At 64.8% G+C, this 19,344-nt stretch carries 16 protein-coding genes; all 16 read right to left on the minus strand.

The genetic code is table 11. From position 1 onward, the window contains the following. Positions 1-2: 2 nt before the first annotated feature. Positions 3-380: an endonuclease domain-containing protein gene (locus ASD68_RS16580; RefSeq protein ID WP_082546001.1), complete on the minus strand. Its 378-nt coding sequence runs from the start codon at positions 378-380 to the stop codon at positions 3-5. A gap of 117 nt (positions 381-497) precedes the next feature. After that, positions 498-1,442, minus strand: coding sequence for an SPFH domain-containing protein (locus ASD68_RS07520; RefSeq protein WP_200945356.1), 945 nt, complete (start codon positions 1,440-1,442; stop codon positions 498-500). 60 nt (positions 1,443-1,502) lie between these two features. After that, positions 1,503-2,885 (minus strand): ATP-binding protein, encoded by a 1,383-nt coding sequence (locus ASD68_RS07525; protein ID WP_056081162.1) that lies wholly within the window; start codon positions 2,883-2,885, stop codon positions 1,503-1,505. A gap of 97 nt (positions 2,886-2,982) precedes the next feature. Further along, positions 2,983-3,309 carry a hypothetical protein gene (locus tag ASD68_RS07530; protein WP_235578676.1) on the minus strand — a complete coding sequence of 109 codons (327 nt, stop codon included), beginning with the start codon at positions 3,307-3,309 and terminating at the stop codon, positions 2,983-2,985. 71 nt (positions 3,310-3,380) lie between these two features. Continuing rightward, the gene (locus ASD68_RS07535) at positions 3,381-4,721 is read right to left on the minus strand and encodes a sigma-54 dependent transcriptional regulator (protein WP_056081169.1); all 1,341 of its coding nucleotides are present in this window, start codon (positions 4,719-4,721) and stop codon (positions 3,381-3,383) included. A 175-nt stretch (positions 4,722-4,896) separates the two neighbouring features. After that, positions 4,897-6,153: an FtsX-like permease family protein gene (locus ASD68_RS07540; RefSeq protein ID WP_056605318.1), complete on the minus strand. Its 1,257-nt coding sequence runs from the start codon at positions 6,151-6,153 to the stop codon at positions 4,897-4,899. Between the two features lie 11 nt (positions 6,154-6,164). Then, entirely contained in the window at positions 6,165-7,493 is a 1,329-nt protein-coding gene (locus tag ASD68_RS07545) for an ABC transporter permease (protein ID WP_056605321.1), read from the minus strand. An 82-nt stretch (positions 7,494-7,575) separates the two neighbouring features. Continuing rightward, positions 7,576-8,751, minus strand: coding sequence for an alpha/beta hydrolase (locus tag ASD68_RS07550; protein WP_235578677.1), 1,176 nt, complete (start codon positions 8,749-8,751; stop codon positions 7,576-7,578). A gap of 11 nt (positions 8,752-8,762) precedes the next feature. Beyond that, entirely contained in the window at positions 8,763-9,974 is a 1,212-nt protein-coding gene (locus ASD68_RS07555; RefSeq protein ID WP_082546002.1) for an FtsX-like permease family protein, read from the minus strand. A gap of 9 nt (positions 9,975-9,983) precedes the next feature. Next, a complete protein-coding gene (locus ASD68_RS07560) occupies positions 9,984-11,285 on the minus strand; it encodes an ABC transporter permease (RefSeq protein WP_056605330.1) in 1,302 nt (433 codons plus the stop codon). 107 nt (positions 11,286-11,392) lie between these two features. Continuing rightward, positions 11,393-12,574 (minus strand): FtsX-like permease family protein, encoded by a 1,182-nt coding sequence (locus ASD68_RS07565; RefSeq protein WP_056605333.1) that lies wholly within the window; start codon positions 12,572-12,574, stop codon positions 11,393-11,395. Positions 12,575-12,585: 11 nt separating this feature from the next. Further along, positions 12,586-13,887, minus strand: a complete 1,302-nt coding sequence (locus ASD68_RS07570; protein ID WP_056605336.1) for an ABC transporter permease — start codon at positions 13,885-13,887, stop codon at positions 12,586-12,588. 112 nt (positions 13,888-13,999) lie between these two features. Continuing rightward, positions 14,000-15,229: an FtsX-like permease family protein gene (locus ASD68_RS07575; RefSeq protein ID WP_056605339.1), complete on the minus strand. Its 1,230-nt coding sequence runs from the start codon at positions 15,227-15,229 to the stop codon at positions 14,000-14,002. A gap of 11 nt (positions 15,230-15,240) precedes the next feature. Continuing rightward, positions 15,241-16,548, minus strand: coding sequence for an ABC transporter permease (locus ASD68_RS07580; RefSeq protein WP_056605342.1), 1,308 nt, complete (start codon positions 16,546-16,548; stop codon positions 15,241-15,243). Between the two features lie 112 nt (positions 16,549-16,660). Then, positions 16,661-17,914 (minus strand): ABC transporter permease, encoded by a 1,254-nt coding sequence (locus ASD68_RS07585; protein WP_056605345.1) that lies wholly within the window; start codon positions 17,912-17,914, stop codon positions 16,661-16,663. A 10-nt stretch (positions 17,915-17,924) separates the two neighbouring features. Beyond that, the gene (locus ASD68_RS07590; protein WP_056605348.1) at positions 17,925-19,241 is read right to left on the minus strand and encodes an ABC transporter permease; all 1,317 of its coding nucleotides are present in this window, start codon (positions 19,239-19,241) and stop codon (positions 17,925-17,927) included. Positions 19,242-19,344 lie beyond the last annotated feature (103 nt).

Below are 19,344 nucleotides of genomic sequence, written 5' to 3' on the forward strand. Positions count from 1 at the left end.
ATTCATGGGAGAGGGGCGGGGGGAGAGGGCACCAGCGCCGGGAAAGCCCGTTCTTCGACAACCTGCCGAATACGCTCCAACACACTCTCCGTACGATTCAATACATCGTGATTCCAGAAGCGCAGCACGATGAAACCTTGCGATGCCAACCATCGGTCACGTCGCTGGTCATAAGCAACATCATCGCCATGTTGTCCGCCATCGACTTCGATCACCACGCCGCGCTCCAGACAGATGAAATCCACGATGTAGGGGCCGAGGGGTTTCTGTCGCTTGAACTTCAACCCCATGAAGCGGTTCGCGCGCAGGTGATACCAGAGGTGCTGCTCCGCGGGTGTTTGCGCTGAGCGCATGGATTTGGCGTTAGTGAGGTTGTCCATGGTGTTCTTCGGCTCCTTGCTCTCCCCCCCGGCCCCTCTCCCATGAATGGGAGAGGGGAGTTTGGCTCCTTGCCCTCTCCCCCGGCCCCTCTCCCGCTAGCGGGAGAGGGGAGCAAATCAGCGTAGTGGCGGTTGGACGACGGTTTTCTGCTGGCCCAGCGACTCCTTCGCCAATTCCGCGATGCCGGCCAGCGAGCCGAGGATGCCGGTGGCTTCGATCGGCAACAGCAGCATTTTCTGGTTGGGGGATTTGGCCATCTCTTTCAGCGCATCCACGTAGTTGTTGGCAACGAAGTAGTTCAGCGCGTTGACATTGCCGCCCTCGATCGCGTCGGACACCATCGTGGTGGCTTTCGCTTCGGCCTCGGCTGAACGCTCACGCGCTTCGGCGATGCGGAACGCGGCCTCCTTCTCGCCCTCGGCGGCCAGAATCACCGACTGCTTTTCGCCCTCCGCCTTCAGGATCGCCGCCTGGCGGAAACCCTCGGCATCGAGGATGTTGGCGCGCTTTTCGCGCTCGGCCTTCATCTGCCGCGCCATCGCGTCGATCAGGTCGCGCGGCGGCGCGATGTCCTTGATCTCGATGCGGTTGACCTTCACGCCCCACGGGTGGGTGGCCTCGTCCACCACGCGCAGCAGCTTGGCGTTGATGGCGTCGCGCTGGCTGAGGCTTTCGTCCAGATCCATCGAACCCAGCACGGTACGGATGTTGGTCATGATCAGCGCCAGCGTGGCCTGCTCCAGGTTGGAGACCTCATACGCCGCCTTGGACGCGTCCAGCACCTGGTAGAACACCACGCCGTCCACGCCGACCACCGCGTTGTCCTTGGTGATCACGTCCTGCGAGGGCACGTCCAGCACCTGCTCCATCATGTTGATCTTGCGTCCGACCGCCTGGTAGATCGGGATCAGGAAATGCAGCCCCGGGGTCAGCGTGCGGGTGTATTTGCCGAAAGTTTCCACGGTCCATTCGTAGCCCTGCGGCACGATGCGCACCAGCTTGACGATGCCGACCACCACCAGAAAAACAATGACCAGCGCCAGCAGTTGTCCCAATCCCATGACGTAACTCCATCCCCTGAAGAAGTCCTGAGTATAGGCGAGCGCCGCGGGCCAAAGCGGTTATCTCGGCGTGGTCTGCGGCAGCACCAAGGTCACCCGCAAACCACCGCCTTCGCGGTTGGCCAGCAGCACCCGGCCGCCGTGCGCCTCGGTGATCTCGCGCGCCAGGGCCAGGCCCAGGCCGGTGCCGGCGCGCTTGGTGGAATAGAACGGCAGCAGCGCCTGCGCCAGCACGGTTTCGCTCATGCCCGGGCCGCGATCGGCCACCTCGATGCGCAGGTCGCGCCCGGCCTGCGTGATGGCGAGCGACACCTCGTCCTCGTCGCCGCCGGCTTCGTGGGCGTTCTTGATCAGGTTGATCAGCACCTGCTCGACCTGCACCGCATCGAACACGCCCGGCCGCTCCGGCGCCTCCCCCAGCAGGTGAAAGCGGCAGTGCAAGGCCAGCGCGTCGAGGAAAGGCTGCCATGCCACCGGCGCCAACCGCGGCGCGGGCAACTTGGCGAAGCTGGCGTAGCCGGCGATGAAACCGTGCAGATGGTTGGCCCGCTCGCCGATGGTGGCGAACACGCCCGGCAGCCGCGCCACGTCGCCGCGGCGGGCCAGCTCCGCGCCCGAGTGCGCCAGCGAGGAAATCGGCGCCAGTGAATTGTTCAACTCATGGCTGATCACCCGGATCACCCGCTTCCAGGTCGCCACTTCCTGCCGCGACAGCTCGCGTGTCATGCGGCGGAACAACTGCAGGCGGTGCGGTCGCCCCTGCAACCGGAACGCGCGCTGGGAAAGGTGAAAGGTTTCCTCGCCGCCATCCATTTCCACGCTGAGCAGGGCATCCTCGCCGCTCTCCACCGCCTGGCGCAGCGCGTCCGGGCCGGCGGCCAGCAATTGCGAAAAATCCATCCCCTGCAGGCTGCGGCCGTTGTTGAACAGGTGGCGCGAGGCGATGTTGGCGTAAGCCACGCGGCCGATCGCATCGGTCAGCACCAGCGCCACCGGCGTGTTCTGCACCACGGTGTCCAGCAGCAATTCGCGCTGCACCAGGTGCTGGCGCTGTTCGCGCAGGGTCTGGCCCAGCGCGTTGTGCATGCGGATCAATTCGCCCAGTTCATCGCGCCGGTCCACGGCGATGGAGAAGCTGAAATCGCCATCGCGGTAGCTGGCCACCGCACCTTCCAGTGCGCGCAGCAAGCGGCTCACCGGCGCCATTACCACCCCGGCCAGCCAGAGCGCCAGCGGCAACAGCACGAGCAGGCTGATCAGCACGCCCCCATAGACACCCGCCGACGACGCATGCGCCGAAAACGACTCCTGGGTCTGCAGCCAGTGCAGCACCTGCGGCACGGGCCAGCGGCTGACACCGGCATAGATCAAGGCCCCCGCCACACCGGCCACGACCAGCAGGATGGTCAGCCGCATCCGCAGCGAGGTCAGCCAACGCCACATGGCGAGCTCCAGCCTGTGGGAGCGACTTCAGTCGCGATGCTTCTGCATGATCCGAAAGGCATCGCGACTGAAGTCGCTCCCACAAGGATCACACCCCTCAATGGCACTTGGCATCCATCGGCGTCTGCGCGCAATCCAGCGGCGGGCGGCCATCGGTCCACGGCAGGCCCAGGCCCAGCACCACGTTGCGGTCGTTGGGTCGCGGCGGCGGCTGGCCCACCGGGCCGCGCGGGCGATGGTCGTCGAACTCGAACGGACTGGGCGGCGGCGCGTCGAGCCGCGGCGAGCCGACGCGGTAGTCGATGGCGGGCGACTCCGTAGCCGGGATCGTCCACTTTTGCGCGATGGTTGGCTGGGTCAAGGCGGCCTGGGCCACCAGCGCACCCAGCAGCAGTGCCGGCAGCGGTGCCATTACGTATCGCATGACAGTTCTCCCCCGAGACAGACGGCGCCCATCTTTCTACGACCAGCGCGGCGCGGCAAGGCCACTGCATCTCAGTTTGACGACGCCAGGCCGTAGCGCTCCATGCGCCGGTACAGTGCCTGTCGCGACAGGCCCAGTTGTTGCGCTGCACGACTGACCACGCCGTCGGCCTTGTGCAACGCGCTTTCCACCACCTCGCGGCTGGGCTCGTCCAGGCTGCGCGCCACGCTGGAAACGTGCTGCGGCAGGTTGAGCAGCTCCGGTGTGATCGATCCGCCGCCCGAGAGCAGTGCGGCGCGCTCGATGGCGTTTTTCAACTCGCGCACGTTGCCCGGCCACGGGTAGCCGAGCAGCAGCTCGCGCGCCGCATCGCCCAGTTCGGCGCGGCCACCGAGGAAAAATTCGGCCAGCGGCAGGATGTCGTCGCTGCGCTCGCTCAACGGCGGCAGGTTCACCTCGATCACGTTGAGCCGGTAATACAAATCCTCGCGGAAGGTGCCGGCACGCACCATCGCCTTCAGGTCGGCATTGGTGGCCGACAGCACGCGCACCTTCACCTGCCGCGTGCGCCCGGAGCCCAGCCGTTCATACTGGCCGGTTTCCAGCACGCGCAACAATTTCACCTGGCCGGACAACGGCAGGTTGCCGATCTCGTCCAGGAACAGGGTGCCGCCATCGGCCAGCTCGAAGCGTCCCTCGCGCGCCTTGTTGGCGCCGGTATAGGCACCGGCATCGGCGCCGAACAGCTCGGCCTCGATCAGCTCGCCGGGCAATGCACCGCAGTTCACCGCGATGAACGGGCCGCGCTTCACCGCGGAGTTCGCATGCACGATCGCGGCGATGCGCTCCTTGCCGGCGCCATTGGGGCCGGTGATCAGCACCGGTACGTCCGAACGGGCGATCTGGCAGGCCAGCTCCAGCGTGCGCGCCATCGCGTCGGAGGCGAACACCAGACCGTCCAGCTGGTAGTTCTTGCGCAGCTGATCGCTGCGCTGGCGCCGCTCGCGCCGGCTGCGCGACACCTCGCGGGTGGATTCGGACAGCTCCAGCAGGTTCTCTACCGTGGCCAGCAGCTTGTTGTCGTCCCACGGCTTGGCCAGGTAATCGGCGGCGCCGGCTTTGACCAGCTCCACCGCGGTTTCCAGGTGCGTCCACGCGGTCAGCAGGATCACCGGCAAATCCGGATGCCGCTCGCGGATGGCACGGAACAGCGCCACGCCCTCCTCGCCCGAGGTGGTGTCGGCGGTGAAGTTCATGTCCTGGATCACCACATCCACCTGGCCACGCGCCAGCAACGCCAGCCCCTCGTCAGGCGTGAGCGCGGTAAGCGGCTTGATCTCGTTCAACGACAACGCCAGCGACAACGCCTCGCCCACGGCCGGGTTGTCGTCGATGACAAGGACAGTTCTCATAGGCTTTCTGCACATGCGGTCATGGATGCCGCCGGGGTCGGGAAGGTTGCCATGACTTTCGGCGGAAGTACCTCAATGATGCCTGCAGGAGCGACTTCAGTCGCGATGCTTTTCGGTTCGCGCAAGAGCATCGCGACTGAAGTCGCTCCCACATGTCGGTTTTGGTGGCGTTTCATCACACCGACCTCGTCGCCACCACCGGCGGCACCGCCGAAGCGCGCAGCGCGGGGCCGAGTACGGCAAGCTGGCTAAGCACCACCATCATCAGCGCGCCCCACGGCAAGTAAGTCCAGGGCAGATGCGCCAACTCGTAATGGCGCATCAGCAACCGGTTGCCCAGGCTGGCGAGCAGCATGCCGATCGCGATACCGACGCCCACGATCAGCAGATTCTCGACGAGGAAATAGCGCAGGATGTCCGCCTTCCGCGCACCCAGCGCCCGCCGGATACCAATCTGCCGCGTGCGCTTCTGCACCCAGAAACCGGTGAGCCCCATGATGCCGATCACCGTGACGATGACGACCGCCAGGGTCACCCCGGCAAAGAGCCACAGCGCGGCGCGTCGGCTCTGGAAAGCCTGCGCCCGGCGCTCGCTGTAGAAGCTGACGCGGGCGGTTGCCCCCTCTTTCATCCTGGCGCCGAACTCACGCTGGATCGCTGTCGCCACCTGCTTCAACACCGCGTCGTGCTTCGATGGATCAACGCGCACTGCAAAATTCAGCGTGGATGTGCTGCCGATGCGCCGCGCAAGCAGAACGGTATTGTCGGCACGGCCGTCCGTGGCGAGTTGGAGCTGGTTGCGCAACAGATGTTGCACGATACCCACCACTCGATAGCCATGTCCGTGACTCTCTAGGTAACCGGGGTCAAGCAGCACCTTGCCAAGCGCATGTCCATCGTCGAACAGTTGGTCGGCCAACGCGCGGGTAATGATGATCGGTTGCGGTGCAACCGGTTCCCATTTGGCGCTGCCATCACCGCCGACGCCAAAGTCGTGGTATTCGTCCGGAAGGAAATCCCGTCCGGCCACCAGTTGCAGCCCCAGCGTTTTTACCAGCCCGTCGCCAACATAACCGTTGACGCCAAGCTTCACACCGTTGGCTCCCTGCAAAGCCATATCCATCAGTGCCGTTGGCACCATCGGCAAGCCGAATGCCGCCGACGCCCCCCGCACACCCGGCGTCCCACGCAACGTCAGCTCCGCGTGGCGCACCTCGGTCGCCGTCCAGGGATGGTGTTCTGACTCCATCTGATCGATCAGAATCAGTTGGTCAGCGGCTACGCCGCTGGGCGCCAACAGCGGTGCCAGTTTCTGCTGCACCAGAAACAGCACATTGCACAAAATGGCGCAGGCCAATGCGACCTGCAGCACGACAAGCGCCGGCATCAGGCTGTGCCGCCGCAACACGGATAGATGGATGCGCATGGACATGACTGGCTCCCTCAGACGCTCTTGACCTGCAAACCGGGTTCGACCGTGGATGCACGCCACGCCGGCACCACGCCTACCAACACGCCCACCAAAAGCGACAAGGCGAACAAGCCCGCAAACATCAGCGGATCAAGCCGTGCCAGATCGGTAAAGCCCTGATCCTGCAACCGCACGATCCACAAACCCAGCAAGGTCAGCGGCAGCGCGACCGCGCCACCCAGCGCACTGACTGCGGTGGCCTCCAGCACGTACTGCATGAAGACAGCACGGCGGGGTGCTCCCAGTGCACGCCGAATGCCGATCTCGCCACTACGGCGCAGGAATTTCGCGGTCAGCAAGCCGGCCACATTCGCCATGCACAACAGCAGAAATGACACGGCCAGCCATACATTCATGCGTGCGTTGTCGGGAATCACGTTCTGCTTCGTGAGCCATGCCGACACACTGAACAGTTGTGCTTTCGCCGGCTTGGCAAGCTCTGCCAGTCGCGGTTGTTGCGCGGCATAGTGATCGAGATAAGCACGGTAATCCGTCACCTGCTGCGGCGTATCCAGCTCCACCCAGTACGCCAGCCATGCACAGCGTGCTGGATCGACGTCGAACAGGTGGCGTTTGGTCTTGTCGTCGCAACCGTCGGAGCTGCCCGGTATCAGACCCGCGTCCAGCGCCGCGGTGTACGGCACGAACACGTTCTCCAGATCACTATCACTGAACGCCCATCGATCCAGCCCGAAAAAATGCGGCTGCGGTGCGAATGGAGTGTTGATTCCGATCACCCGGAATACCGCCTTGTCGAGTCGGATACTTCTGCCCACCGCGTTCCCGGTACCGAACAACTTCTGCGCCAGATCCACGTCGATCACCGCCACCGGCGCACGCGCCGCATCCTCTGCTGCGCTCCAGTTACGGCCGTACCGCAACGCCACGCCGAACATGGGTACAAGCTCACTGGTCGTGCCAAGCAGCGACTGCGCCTTCTGCACATGCTCACCCTCCGCCGTGCTTACATCCGCATCCAGCCCGGCCAACGCCGCCTGCCGCACCGCCCGGTGTTCCTGCACCAGGGCCTGCGCATCAGCCATCTTGATGCGCTTGTAGTTCTCCACCGTCACGTCATTCAACGACGCGTAATTGTCCGGCTTCGCCTGCACCGTATCCACCCACGCCAGATACAGATGCTGGCTTCGGCCCGGCAATGGATCGGCGGACAACATGTGCAGCAAGGCCAGCGTGGTCATGCTGGCCGCCAGCCCCAGCGCCACCGTCACCACCGCCAGCAGCGTGCTTTTGGGCGAACGCCGCAGCCCATGCAGGGCCAGCTCAAGGCTGTATCGAATCATCCATCCACTCCCTGGGTTTCGTGTCACCAGCTTCACACTGACCTCGTCGCCACCACCGTGGCACGGTAACAACGCACGTCCATCAATCGCCGCGGGTGATTTCCGCCGGTGCCGCATCGCCGGCTTTCTGGGCAAACGGCAACGCATCCGTCACCAGGTGCATCAGGAATCGGCCCGGTTGATCCTGCATCACCATGTGCGCCGATTCCGCGAACAGCACCAGGTGCTTCGACGGCGCCTGGATGCGGTCGAACCATTGCTCGGCCAGTTCGTGCGAGGTGGTGTAGTCGTGTTGCCCGACGAACAGGATCACCGGGCAGCGGAACGCCGTTACGTTGTCGAGATTCAGGCTGAGCAGCGGCTGCAGCAGGTGATGGAGCGTGTACAGGCTGCCCTTGCCGATCGCAGCGAGCTCAGCCTGGCTGTAATCGGGCGACAGCGCGCCGGCGTCGGCGTCGTAGGAGAAGTCCCTGCGGCCATAGGCCAGGCCGCCGTAGTAGGCCTCCCACTTGCTGCGCGTGCCGATGCGCGGGATCGTCATGGGTCCCGTGCCCGGATAGGGCATCAACGCCTCCAGCTCGCGCACGGCCGCCTGGTTGTGGTCGGCCTTAGCTTTGCGCAGGGCGAAGGCGAAACCGATCTCCTCGTTCCTGCGAACGTTCACCACCTGGCCGACGCCGATGTAGGCGTAGAACCAATCCGGATGCTGCTGCGCCAACCGCGTGCCCAGCACGGTGCCCCAGGAATGGCCGAGCAGGAAAATCTTCTGCTTGTCGTAGTGCTTGCGCAGGTATTGCACGAGTTGCGCAGCGTCGTCGGTCATGCCGTCGACGGTCATGCCCGGCGACATCTGCGCTTCGGTGTTGGCCGCATAGGTCTTGCCGGCACCGCGCTGATCCCACTGCACGACGGTGAAGTAATCCTCCCACGGCGACTGGAACGTGTAGCTGGCCGGCATCACCACCGACGCCGGGCCACCGTGGAGAAACAGCAGGATCGGATTGCGGCGGTCGCGCCCGCGAATCGACACCCACTGGTCGATGCCGCCGATACGCAGCTTGATGCGTTCGTCCACGCCGTTGGGTGAAACGATGCGACGGGTGTTGTCGATGATGCCGGTGATCTCGTCACGCGAAAACATCCGGGGCGTGGCACTCGATGATGCCGACACTGCCGGGGCATCTGCTGGCGCGGGCGTCGCCCACGCCGCACGCGCCATCGTGGCCACGGCGACGGTCGCCATGCAAAGAAGTGTCATGCGGAAAGTGTTCATTGAAACTCCATGTTGGAAATGCCGGAAACAGAACCACCGATACGAGCCTTCACCGCGACATGTCCCGAGAGGCAACCCATCACACGCTGCGCGTGGCCACCACCGGCGGCACCGCTGCCGCACGCAGCGCGGGGCCGAGCACGGCAAGCTGCCCCAGCCCCCACAGCGTCAGTGCACCGACCAAGCACGATGCCGCCGCTGACGATCAGGAAGTTCTCGATCTGGAAGTAGCGCAGGATGTCGCCGCGCGTGGCGCCGATGGCGCGGCGGATGCCGATGCTGCGGCGGCGCTGCTGCACCCAGAAGTTCGCCAGGCCGGCGATGCCAAGCGCAGTCACCAGCAGCATCGCCAGACAGACGAGTGCCAGCAGCCAGACCAGCGATGCATCCAGGCGGAAATAGTCCGCACGCATGTCGGCGTAACGGCCCTTGGCATCGATCAGCATGTCCGGATTGAGTTTCAACAACAGCTCGGAGGCCTCGCGAACCAGGCGATCGCCATCGGATGGAGCCACTCGCATCACGTAAAGCGAGGAGACGAAGGACACCGGCTTGACCGGAAACATGGCCGAGTATTCCGGCACGAAATCCTCGCGCAGGTAGCCGCGCACCAGCCGCTCGACCACGCCGACCACGGTGTAGCCGCGGGTCGCGCTACGCCAGAACTCCTTGCCGATCGGATTCTCTGCGGGCCACAATTTTTCGGCGAGATCGCGGGTGACGATCACCGCTGGCGACAGCGTCTTCCAGGTCGGGTCCATGCCGTCATATTCGGCGCTATTGAAATCGCGCCCCTGCACAACCTTCAGCCCCAACGTGTGCAGATAACCAGGCGTGCCGACGAACATGCCCACGGCCGGGCCACGCCGTTTCATATCCGGGTCCAGCCACGGACGGAAGTTGATCGACATGTTTTCCAGCGGCAACGGAAACATCGCCACCGCCGACTCCACCCCGGCCAAGCCACGCAGCGCCTGCAGGTTGCGCTCGACCAGCGGCGCGTTGCTGTCCATACCGACACCGTCGTTGTGGATATAAATCAGCTGACTTTCGGTGATGCCGATATCGATCTGCATCTGCGCCACGCGCTCGCGGATGATGAAGACCGCATTGCAGAGAATCGCGAAAGCCACCGCGATCTCCACCACAACGAGCAGGCAAACCAGTTTGTGCCGAGGCAATGCCGCAAGAACATGGCGTAGTTGCATGCGTAAGCCTCAGAGGGTCTTGAGCTGGATGGCTGGCGCGATATGACAGGCACGCCACGCCGGCAGCAAACCGGCGACCAGGCTGACCATGATCGACAGCACGAACGTGGTCGCGAACATCGACACATCCAGGTGCGCCAGATCGGCATAGTCCGCAGGCGTCTGGCGTATGCCCCACAAGCCAGCCCAAGCCAACATGAGCCCGAAGACCCCACCAGCCAGCCCGACCATGGCCGCTTCCACCAGGCACTGGAAAAACACCTGCCGACGCGACGCACCCAGCGCGCGCCGCACGCTGATCTCGGCGCCACGCTGCAGGAATTTCGCCAGCAGCAATCCCGTCGTGTTCATCAGGCACACCAGCAGAAAGCCGAATGCGATCCATGCCTTGAGACGTACGTCCGCCGGCACCACGCCGTTCTGGTCCAGCCACTGCATCACGTCGGGCAAGGCGGTGCGTGGCGCCCCCACATAGGTGAACCGCCCCGCTGCCTGCTGCGCCCGCGAGTAGTTGTCCAGAAACTGGCGGTAGGCGCTGATCTTGGCGGGACTATCCAGCTCCACCCAGAACTTCAGCCACAGGCAGGGCTGATTCTCCAGGTGGAGGTCGTCGGTGGTGGTGCCGTAGCAATCCAGGCTGTAACCGGTGATGCCGAGTTCCGCCAGATCGCGCGATGTGAGGAACGGAATGAATACATCGTCGCCCTGACCATAGCTCTCCCGATCGAGGTCGTAAAAATGGGGCGTCGGTCGCCAGTCCTCGGTGACACCAACCACGCGAAAATCCCAGGAGCCCAGTCGGATTGACTGGCCGATCCCATCGTTGCCCTGGAACATCCTCTCGTAGGCACTACGCGAGAGCACCGCGACCCTGGCCTTGCCCACATCATCAGCCGGCGTCCACGGGCCGCCATGGATGAACGACACGCCGAACATCGAAAAGAAGTCTGCGGTCGTCGCCAGCGTATGCAGCCCCATCGGTTTCGCGCCGGCCTGCGCCACCTTCATCTTCACGGTGGAACCGACCATGATGGCCTGGCGATCGGCGCGCCTGGCCTGCCACAGATTCATGGCATCGATATAGGTCAGCTGACCGGGAAGTTCATGCGGCTCCGCCGGTTTTGGATCCACCTGCGGATAGAACAGCCGGTCGCTGCGCCCGGGCAAGGGGTCGTCTGAAAGCAAACGCATGACGGTCAGCGTGGTCATGCTGGCACCGATCCCCAACCCGATCGCCAGTACCATCAGCGCGGTAAGCACCTTGTTGCGCTTCAGGCTGCGCAGTGCCAGATCCAGGTAGTAGCCAAACACCTTCGGTGACTCCTTCGGAGGAGGGAATGGGGAATCGGGAATCGGTAGAGCAACGGTGGCCCGCTTCGGCTCTTCCCATTCCCCATTCCCTATTCCATGCGTGTTGATCACACCGACCTCGTGGCCACCACCGGCGGCACCGCTGCTGCACGCAGCGCGGGGCCGAGCACGGCAAGCTGCCCCAGCCCCCACAGCGTCAGTGCACCGATCGGCAGGTAGTGAACCGGCAGGCGTGGCAATTCGTAGTGCTGCCCAAGCACGATGCCGCCGCTGACGATCAGGAAGTTCTCGATCTGGAAGTAGCGCAGGATGTCGCCGCGCGTGGCGCCGATGGCGCGGCGGATGCCGATCTGTCGACGGCGCTGCTGCACCCAGAAGCTGGCCAGGCCGACGATGCCCAGCGCGGTGACGCCGAGCAGGGTGACGATCACGCCGAGCAGCAGGTTGATCATGATGCGATCGGACTCGAAGTAGGTCGTGCGCAGGTCGCTCACGGTCTGGCTGTTTTCCTGATCCAGCACCACATCGGGGGCAATCTTCGCCACGGCGTCGCGCGCGTTGTGCAGTACGCGCGGCAGATCGTGCGGGTCGGCACGCAACAGATACGTGCCGGCCAGCGAGCCACCCGGCAGCGTGGGCGTGAACACCGTCCACTCCGTTGCCTGCGTGCCCCAATCATGCGGATGCGCGCGCGCTAGATGATCGACCACACCCATCACGCGGAAGTGCAGCTTGTCGCACCAGAAGTCCTTGCCCAGTGGGCTTTCCCCCGGCCAGGCGTGATCCGCCAGCGCGCGACTGACCAGCACCTGCGCATCCGGCGGCGCGAAATTGGTGGCGGGGCGATAGTCGTCCGCCTGCGGCAGGCGGCCCTCGACCAGCTTCAGGCCCAGCGCCTGATACGTGCCTGGGCCACCCAGCACGAAATCCACCACGCCGATCGTGTTCTTGAAACTGCCGGGGTCGTGCGAAACGCCGGCAGCACCGGCCTGGGTCCCGAACGGCACCTGGTTGATCAGGGTGACCGACTGCATGCCAGGGATGGTGCGCAACCCGGTCAGCATGCGCGCATTGAGGTCTGCGGCCTGGCTGGGGTCGAAGCCATTGACCGCCAGCACCGCCAGCGCGCTTTCATCGACACCGCTGTTTATCTGGATCAGCTTCCAGCGCTGCACCACCAGGAAACACGCGTTGCACAGCACGGCGCAAGCCAGCGCGATTTCCATGGCGATCAGCAGCGTGGCGAGCCGATGGCGACGCAAGGCGGCGAGTATGGGTCGAACCTGCATGGTCATCCTCCTCACAGCGCCTTGAGTTGCCAGGCGGGCACCACGCGGCTGGCGCGCAGCGCGGGTATCACCCCGGCCAGCAGGCTCGCCGCTATCGCCATGACGAAGGTGGCCAGGAACATGCCGGTGTCCAGATGCGCGAGATGGGCGTAATCCACCGGTTGCTGTCGCACCAGCCACAAGCCGGCCAGCGTCAGCAGCCAGCCGAAGAATCCGCCCAGCAGACCGATCACGCCGGCTTCCACCAGGCACTGCGCAAAGATCGCGCGACGGCTCGCGCCGAGCGCGCGGCGCACGCCGATCTCGCCGCTGCGGCGCAGGAACTTCGCCAGCAACAAACCCACCGCGTTGAACAGGCAGATCGCGAGGAACGCCGACGCCAGCCATGCCTGCAGGCGTACATCGCCAGGCACCATGCCGCGTGCGGTCAGCATCGTCATCACATCACGCATCCGCACATGCTCCCTGCCCGTCGCAAACCGCCCCGACGCCTTCTGCTGATCCGCGTAATCGCCCACGAAGCGCGCATAGGCCGCCGCCTTCGCCGGGCTGTCCAGCTCCGCCCACAACCACACCCACACGCAATCCGCGTTCTGCAGGTGGTGCGTATCCTCCGGCACATGCCAGCAGGTGTAGGGCAGGAAATTGCCCTCGTTGATTTCCATGCTGCTGGTGAACGGCGCAAATACATCCTCCGTCTTGCTGAAGTTCTGCGGCCACGGGTCGTAGAACAGCGGCGTGGGTCGCCATGGTTTGAGCACGCCCACGATGCGCACGTCGGTGTCGCGCACTCTCAGGCTGCGGCCGACGCTGTTGGCGCCACCGAACAGCTTGTCGTTCAGATCGTGCGAGATCACCACCACGCGTGCGTGGCGAGCGTCGTCTTCCGCGCTCCAGCCGGAGCCGTACTGGAACGGCACCTGGAACATCGGGAAGAAATCCGCGGAGGTGGAAAGCAGGCCCAGCATCAGCGGTGGTCGACCGGTTTCCGCTGCGCGCACCTTCACGGAACTGCTGGTGAGGATGGCCTGGCGATCGGCGCGGTGCGCGCTCCACAGATCCACCGCCGAACGGTAATCCATCATGGCATAAGGCTCGGCGTGATCCGCTCTGGCAGGATTCTCGGGATCGAGCTGCGGGAAATACAGCACGCTGCTCTTGCCGGGTATCGGGTCGCCGGACAACAGGTGCACCACGGTGAGCGTCGTCATGCTCGCGCCGATACCCACGGCAATGGCCACCACCATCAGCGCAGTGAGCACCTTGTTGCGCTTGAGGCTGCGCAGCGCGAGGTTGAGGTAGTAGATGAACATGGTTGCTCCTTTGGAGCCGGGATTGGGGATTCGGGATTGGGGATTCGTAAAAGCGGAAGCCTGCTTCGCTGCCGCTCTGCCAAATCCCGAATCCCCAATCCCGGCTTTTCAATCACACTGATCGCGTGGCCACTACCGGCGGCACCGCCGCCGCGCGCAATGCAGGCCCCAGCACGGCCACTTGCCCGATCAGCCACAACGCGATCGCGCCCACGGGGAAATAGACGGCCGGCAGGCGCGGCAATTCGTAATGCATCATCAAAAACAGGTTGATGCCGTAGGCCAGCACCATGCCCAGCGCGATGCCGATGGTGGCCAGCAGGAAATTTTCGGTCTGGAAGTAGACGAGGATGTTGCGCCGGGTGGCGCCCAGTGCGCGGCGCACGCCGATGGTGCGGCGTCGTTGCGCCACCCAGAAACTGGCCAGACCCACGATGCCCAGCGCGGTGACGATCAGCAGCGCGACGATCGCTCCCACCAGGATGCCGGCCATGGAGCGATCATTCTCGAAGAACTTCTCGCGCACCTCGTCATACGTGCGTTGCGTGGTCACCACGCGGCGGGGGTCGGCCTTTTTCAGTGCGGCCACGGCGGCCTTGAGCACGGCGTGGCGGTCCTGCGGTCGGGTGCGGATGAGGTAGCTCTGGTCCTTGCCGGCGCCCATGAACATGGGCAGGATCATCGAGTATTGCGCGGTGACGTCATCGTACGCATTGGCACGCGCCAGTTCCGCCACCACGCCGACCACCCGCACACCGATCGATCCGAGATAGATCATCTTGCCCAGCGCCTCGCCGCCCGGCCACAAGCGTTGCGCCATCGCCTGCGTGATCACCGTGACCGGGGCGATGACGTCCGTATCGCCATTGGCCACGGCCTTGAGCACGATGTCTGAATCAAGCACTTCCTCGGGGCGCAGGTAACGTCCCGCCAGCAGGCGCAGGCCCATCGTGGGCGCCAGATCCGCGCCGAAATACGTACCGGCATTGAGGGTCGGCTGGCGTTGCGCGGGGTCGAGAAAGATGCTGGCATTCGACGACGACGAGCCCAGCGGCACCTGGTTCACCAGCGTTACGGCCTGCACGCCGGGCACCTGCCGGATCACGGCCAGATCCTCGCGCGCACGAGCGTAGATGTCGGCCAAAGGTGCCACTTCGGCCACCTGTATCTGCACCAGGGCGTGTTCGTCGATGCCGGTGGACATCTGCATGTGCTGCAGGCGGTGGTTGATCATGAACACCGCGTTGCAGACGATCGCGCAGGTCAGCGCGATTTCCAGTATCAGCAACCATGCGGTGGTCTTGTGCCGTCGCAGTGTGGAGAGAATCGGTCGCAGTTCCATCCGTGTCGTCCTCAATTGCTCTTGAGCTGCAGGGCGGGCGGCACCTGGCAGGCGCGCCAGGCGGGCAGCATGCCGGCGACCAAGGTGGAACCCAGCGCCAGTGCAAAGGTGACCAGCAACATGCTGCCGTCCAGATGCGCCAGCGCGGCATAACTGGACGGGCGCTGCCGCACCGCCCACAACCCCAGGCCCGCCAACAGCAGGCCGCCCACGCCACCGACCACACCGACCACACCGGACTCCACCAGCAACTGGGCGAACAACGATCGTTTGGACGCCCCCAACGCGCGACGCACGCCGAGGTCGGCGGCGCGGCGCATGAACTTGGCCAGCATTAAGCCCATCGTGTTGACCAGGCACACCAGCAGGAAGCCGAACGCCAGCCCGGTCTGCAGGCGCACGTCGTCCGGCACCACTTTTTCGTGGGCCAGCCACTGCATCACGTTGCGCAGGCGCACGTTCGGCGGCCTCACGAAGCGTCCCAGCGCTTTCTGCTCCTGCGAGTAATGCATCAGGAACTGCTCGTAGGCGGCAACCTTCGCCGCGCTGTCCAGCTGCACCCAGAACTGCAACCACACGCAGCTTTCGCCGGGGTAGATCCGGCCCACGCCACCGGCGCCCTTGCCCCAGCAGTCGTTGGAACCGTGGCGCTCCAGCTTCAAACCCATGGCCGTCTGCAACGGCACGAACACCTGCTCGGTACGGCCGAACGAGCCGGTATTGAGATCGTAGAAATGCGGATTGGGCGCCCAGTCGTCGAGCACGCCCACGATGCGGAAACGGGTGTCGGCGATGCGCAGCGTGCGGCCCACGCTGTCGGCGCCACCGAAGAGGCGGCCGTTGAGTTCGCCATTGATCACCACGTCGCGTGCCCTGGTCTCGTCGTCGAAGGCATTCCAGCCGCGGCCGTAACGAAACGGCGCGCCGAACATGGGAAAGAAATCGGCGGTGGTGAAACGCGCCTCCACGTAGAACGGATCGACCACCGCGGAATCGGACTGCACCGGCACGTAACCGCCGGTCATCAACGCCTGTCGATCCGCCCGTTTCGCATGCAGCAGGTTGAGCCCGTCGGCGAGGGTGACCTGCGTCGGCGGCTCCTTGCCGGGCATCTGGCCACTGTCGTCGCGCGGGTCGATCTGCGGGTAATACAGCGATCCGCTGCGCCCCGGCAGCGGATCACCCGACAGCACGTGCAGCACCGTAAGCGTGGTCATCGACGCACCGATGCCCAGCGCGATCGCCAGCACCATCAGCACGGTGAGCGCCTTGTTGCGCCTCAGGCTGCGCAGGGCCAGGTCGAGGTAGTACGTGAACATGCCTTGTTCCTTCGGAACGGGATTCGGGATTCGGGATTCGGAAAAGCAGCGATCCGGCGAGCTCTGGCTCTTGCAAATCCCGAATCCCCAGTCCCGATTCCCGGCTTTTCAATCACACCGCGCGCGTCGCCACCACCGGCGCCACGTTCGACGCGCGTCGCGCCGGCACGAACACCGCGGCCTGGCCGATCGCCAGCATTGCCAGCACGCCCGTGAGCACGTACAGGACAGGGATGCGGGTCATCTCGTAGTGGCTCATCAGCCACTGGTTGAGCCCCACCGCCAGCAGCACGCCGATCACCACGCCGGTGCCGGCGATCAGCAGGTTCTCGATCTGGAAGTAGCGCAGGATGTCGATCTTGCGGGCGCCCAGTGCACGCCGCACGCCGATCTGCCGGTGCCGCTGACCGACCCAGAAACTGGTGAGCCCCACGATGCCGGCGGCGGTGACGCACAGCAGGATCAGGCACACCACGCCCATCAGGATCGCCATGCCAAGATCGGCACGATAGGCCTTGTCGCGGATCTCGGTGAACGAGCGCACGCTGTCGTCGTCTAGCACGCGCATCGGGTTGACCTTGTACAGCGCCGGCATCACCGCGCGCATCACCTCGTCCAGGCGGCCCGGCTTGGTGCGTACCGCGTAGCGGGCGAAGTTCGCGTTCAGGCGGGCGGGTATCAGGGTGGAGTTCCACGCCACCTCGTCGCCGCCGCCGGCATACGGCACCTGCATGCGCTCGACCACGCCGATCACGGTGACCGGCTTGTTGTTGCCGTTGAGGTAAACGGCCTTGCCCACGGCACCATCCGGGAACAATTTGTCGGCAAGCGCCTTGGTCAGGATCGCGATGTCCGGGTCACGCTGGTCGCGGAATCCCTGGTGCACCACGTCGCCGGCGTTGAACGCGCGCCCGGCGACCAGCCGCACGCCGAGCGTGGGCAGTACCTGCTCGTCGCTGAAGTAATACGTGGTGCGGGTAACGCTTTTGCCGCGGAATTGCGTATCCCCTGGCTTGGTGGCGATGGCGCCGTTCCACGACTGGTCGAGCAACGGCATCGAATTGATCGGCGCCACCGACACCACGTCGGGCATTTGGCGCAACGCCGCGAGATCCTCGAGCTGCATGGCATCGAGCTTGTCCACGCCACCGGGCACGTCTTCGCCGGGCGCGCCCACCCACTGCTGGGTGACCAGGAACAGGTTGCTCTCGTCCAGCCCGGTCGGGCGGTTCACCCGTTCGATGCGCTGGCCGATGATGAACACCGCATTGCAGACGATCGCCAGGGTCAGCGCGATCTGCATGGCGATCAGCACGACGCCGGCCTTGTGCTTGCGCAAAGCGGCGAGGATGGGATGCAGGGTCATCGGTCGATCCTCAGTTGCTTTTCAATTGCCACGCGGGCTGCACGCGCGACGCACGGAAGGTGGGGTAAAGCCCGGCCAGCAAGGTCGCCAATACGGCCACCAGCAGCGTGATCACCAGCAGCGGCAGGTCGAGCCGGGCCAGGTCGGAAATGCTCTTGGGCAACACCAGCCCCACGCTGGCCACGCCCACGCCGGTCAGCAGCAGACCCAGCACGCCGCCGGCCAGGCCGACCACGCCGGCCTCGGTGAGAAACTGCAGGTAGATCGCCTTGCGCGGCGCACCCAGCGCACGGCGCACGCCGATCTCGCCGCTGCGGCGCAGGAACTTGGCCAGCAGCAGGCCCACGGTGTTGACCAGGCACACCAGCAACAGGCCCAGCGCCACCAGCAACGACACCTTGGTATCGCGCGGCACCACCTGTTGTTGTTCCAGGTAATCCGGCAGGTTGCGCAAGCGGTTGTTGGGCGCCCAGCCGAAACGGCCGGCCTTCTGCTGGTTTTTCGCATAGGCGTCCAGGTACTGGCGATACGCGGTGACCGCCGCCGCATCGTCCAGCTCGGCCATGTAGGCGATCCACACGCATTCCGAATGCTGCAGTCCCACGAAGCCCGACTCCTTCGGCGTGGCGTTGCAGTTGGTGTTGCCGTTGTTGGGCAAGCCCACGGAGATCGCGCGCTCGAACGGCAGGAAGACGTCCTCGACGTTTTCGCTGAAGCCGCCCGTGTTCGTCACATCGTAGAAGCGCGGTTGCGGATTCCAGTGATCGAGCACGCCGACCACGCGGTAATCGCGGCCTTCGATGTTCACCGTACGGCCCACGCTGTCGACATTGCCGAACAGCTTCTCGTTGAGCTTGCTGCTGATCACCGCCACCGCGGCGCGCTGCGCATCGTCCTGCGCGCTCCAGCCGTTGCCGTAGAGGAACGGCACGTCCAGCATCGGGAAGAACTCGCTGTACACCGCATGGCCGGTGACGTTGAGCGGATGCTTGCCGGCCTGCGTGGGCACCACCGAGGGAGAGATCTGATACATCGCCGATTGCCGCTTGGCGCGGTGGTCGCGCATCAGCGTGGTGGCGTCCAGATAGCTCATGGCGCTGGGTGGCTCGCCATCGGTGTCGCGATCCTTCGGACCCCAGTTGTCGACCTGGGGCACGAACAACTGTGCCGACTTCCACGGGATCGGGTCACCCGAAACCGCGCGAAACACCGAGTACGTCGTCATCGACGCGGCCACGCCGAAGCCGATCGCCAGCACCATCAACGCGGTGAGGCCGGGGCTTCGCCTGAGGCTGCGCAGGGCCAGTTCGAGGTAGTAGGCAAACATTCCATTCACTCCGTTGTTTGTCTCCTCCCCCTGCAAAGCAGGGGGAGGTTGGGAGGGGGTGCTCTTTGAGCTATCCCGCGAAAAGCAAAAGCACCCCACCCCA

Source organism: Rhodanobacter sp. Root627 (assembly GCF_001427835.1).
GTDB classification, from domain to species: domain Bacteria; phylum Pseudomonadota; class Gammaproteobacteria; order Xanthomonadales; family Rhodanobacteraceae; genus Rhodanobacter; species Rhodanobacter ginsenosidimutans.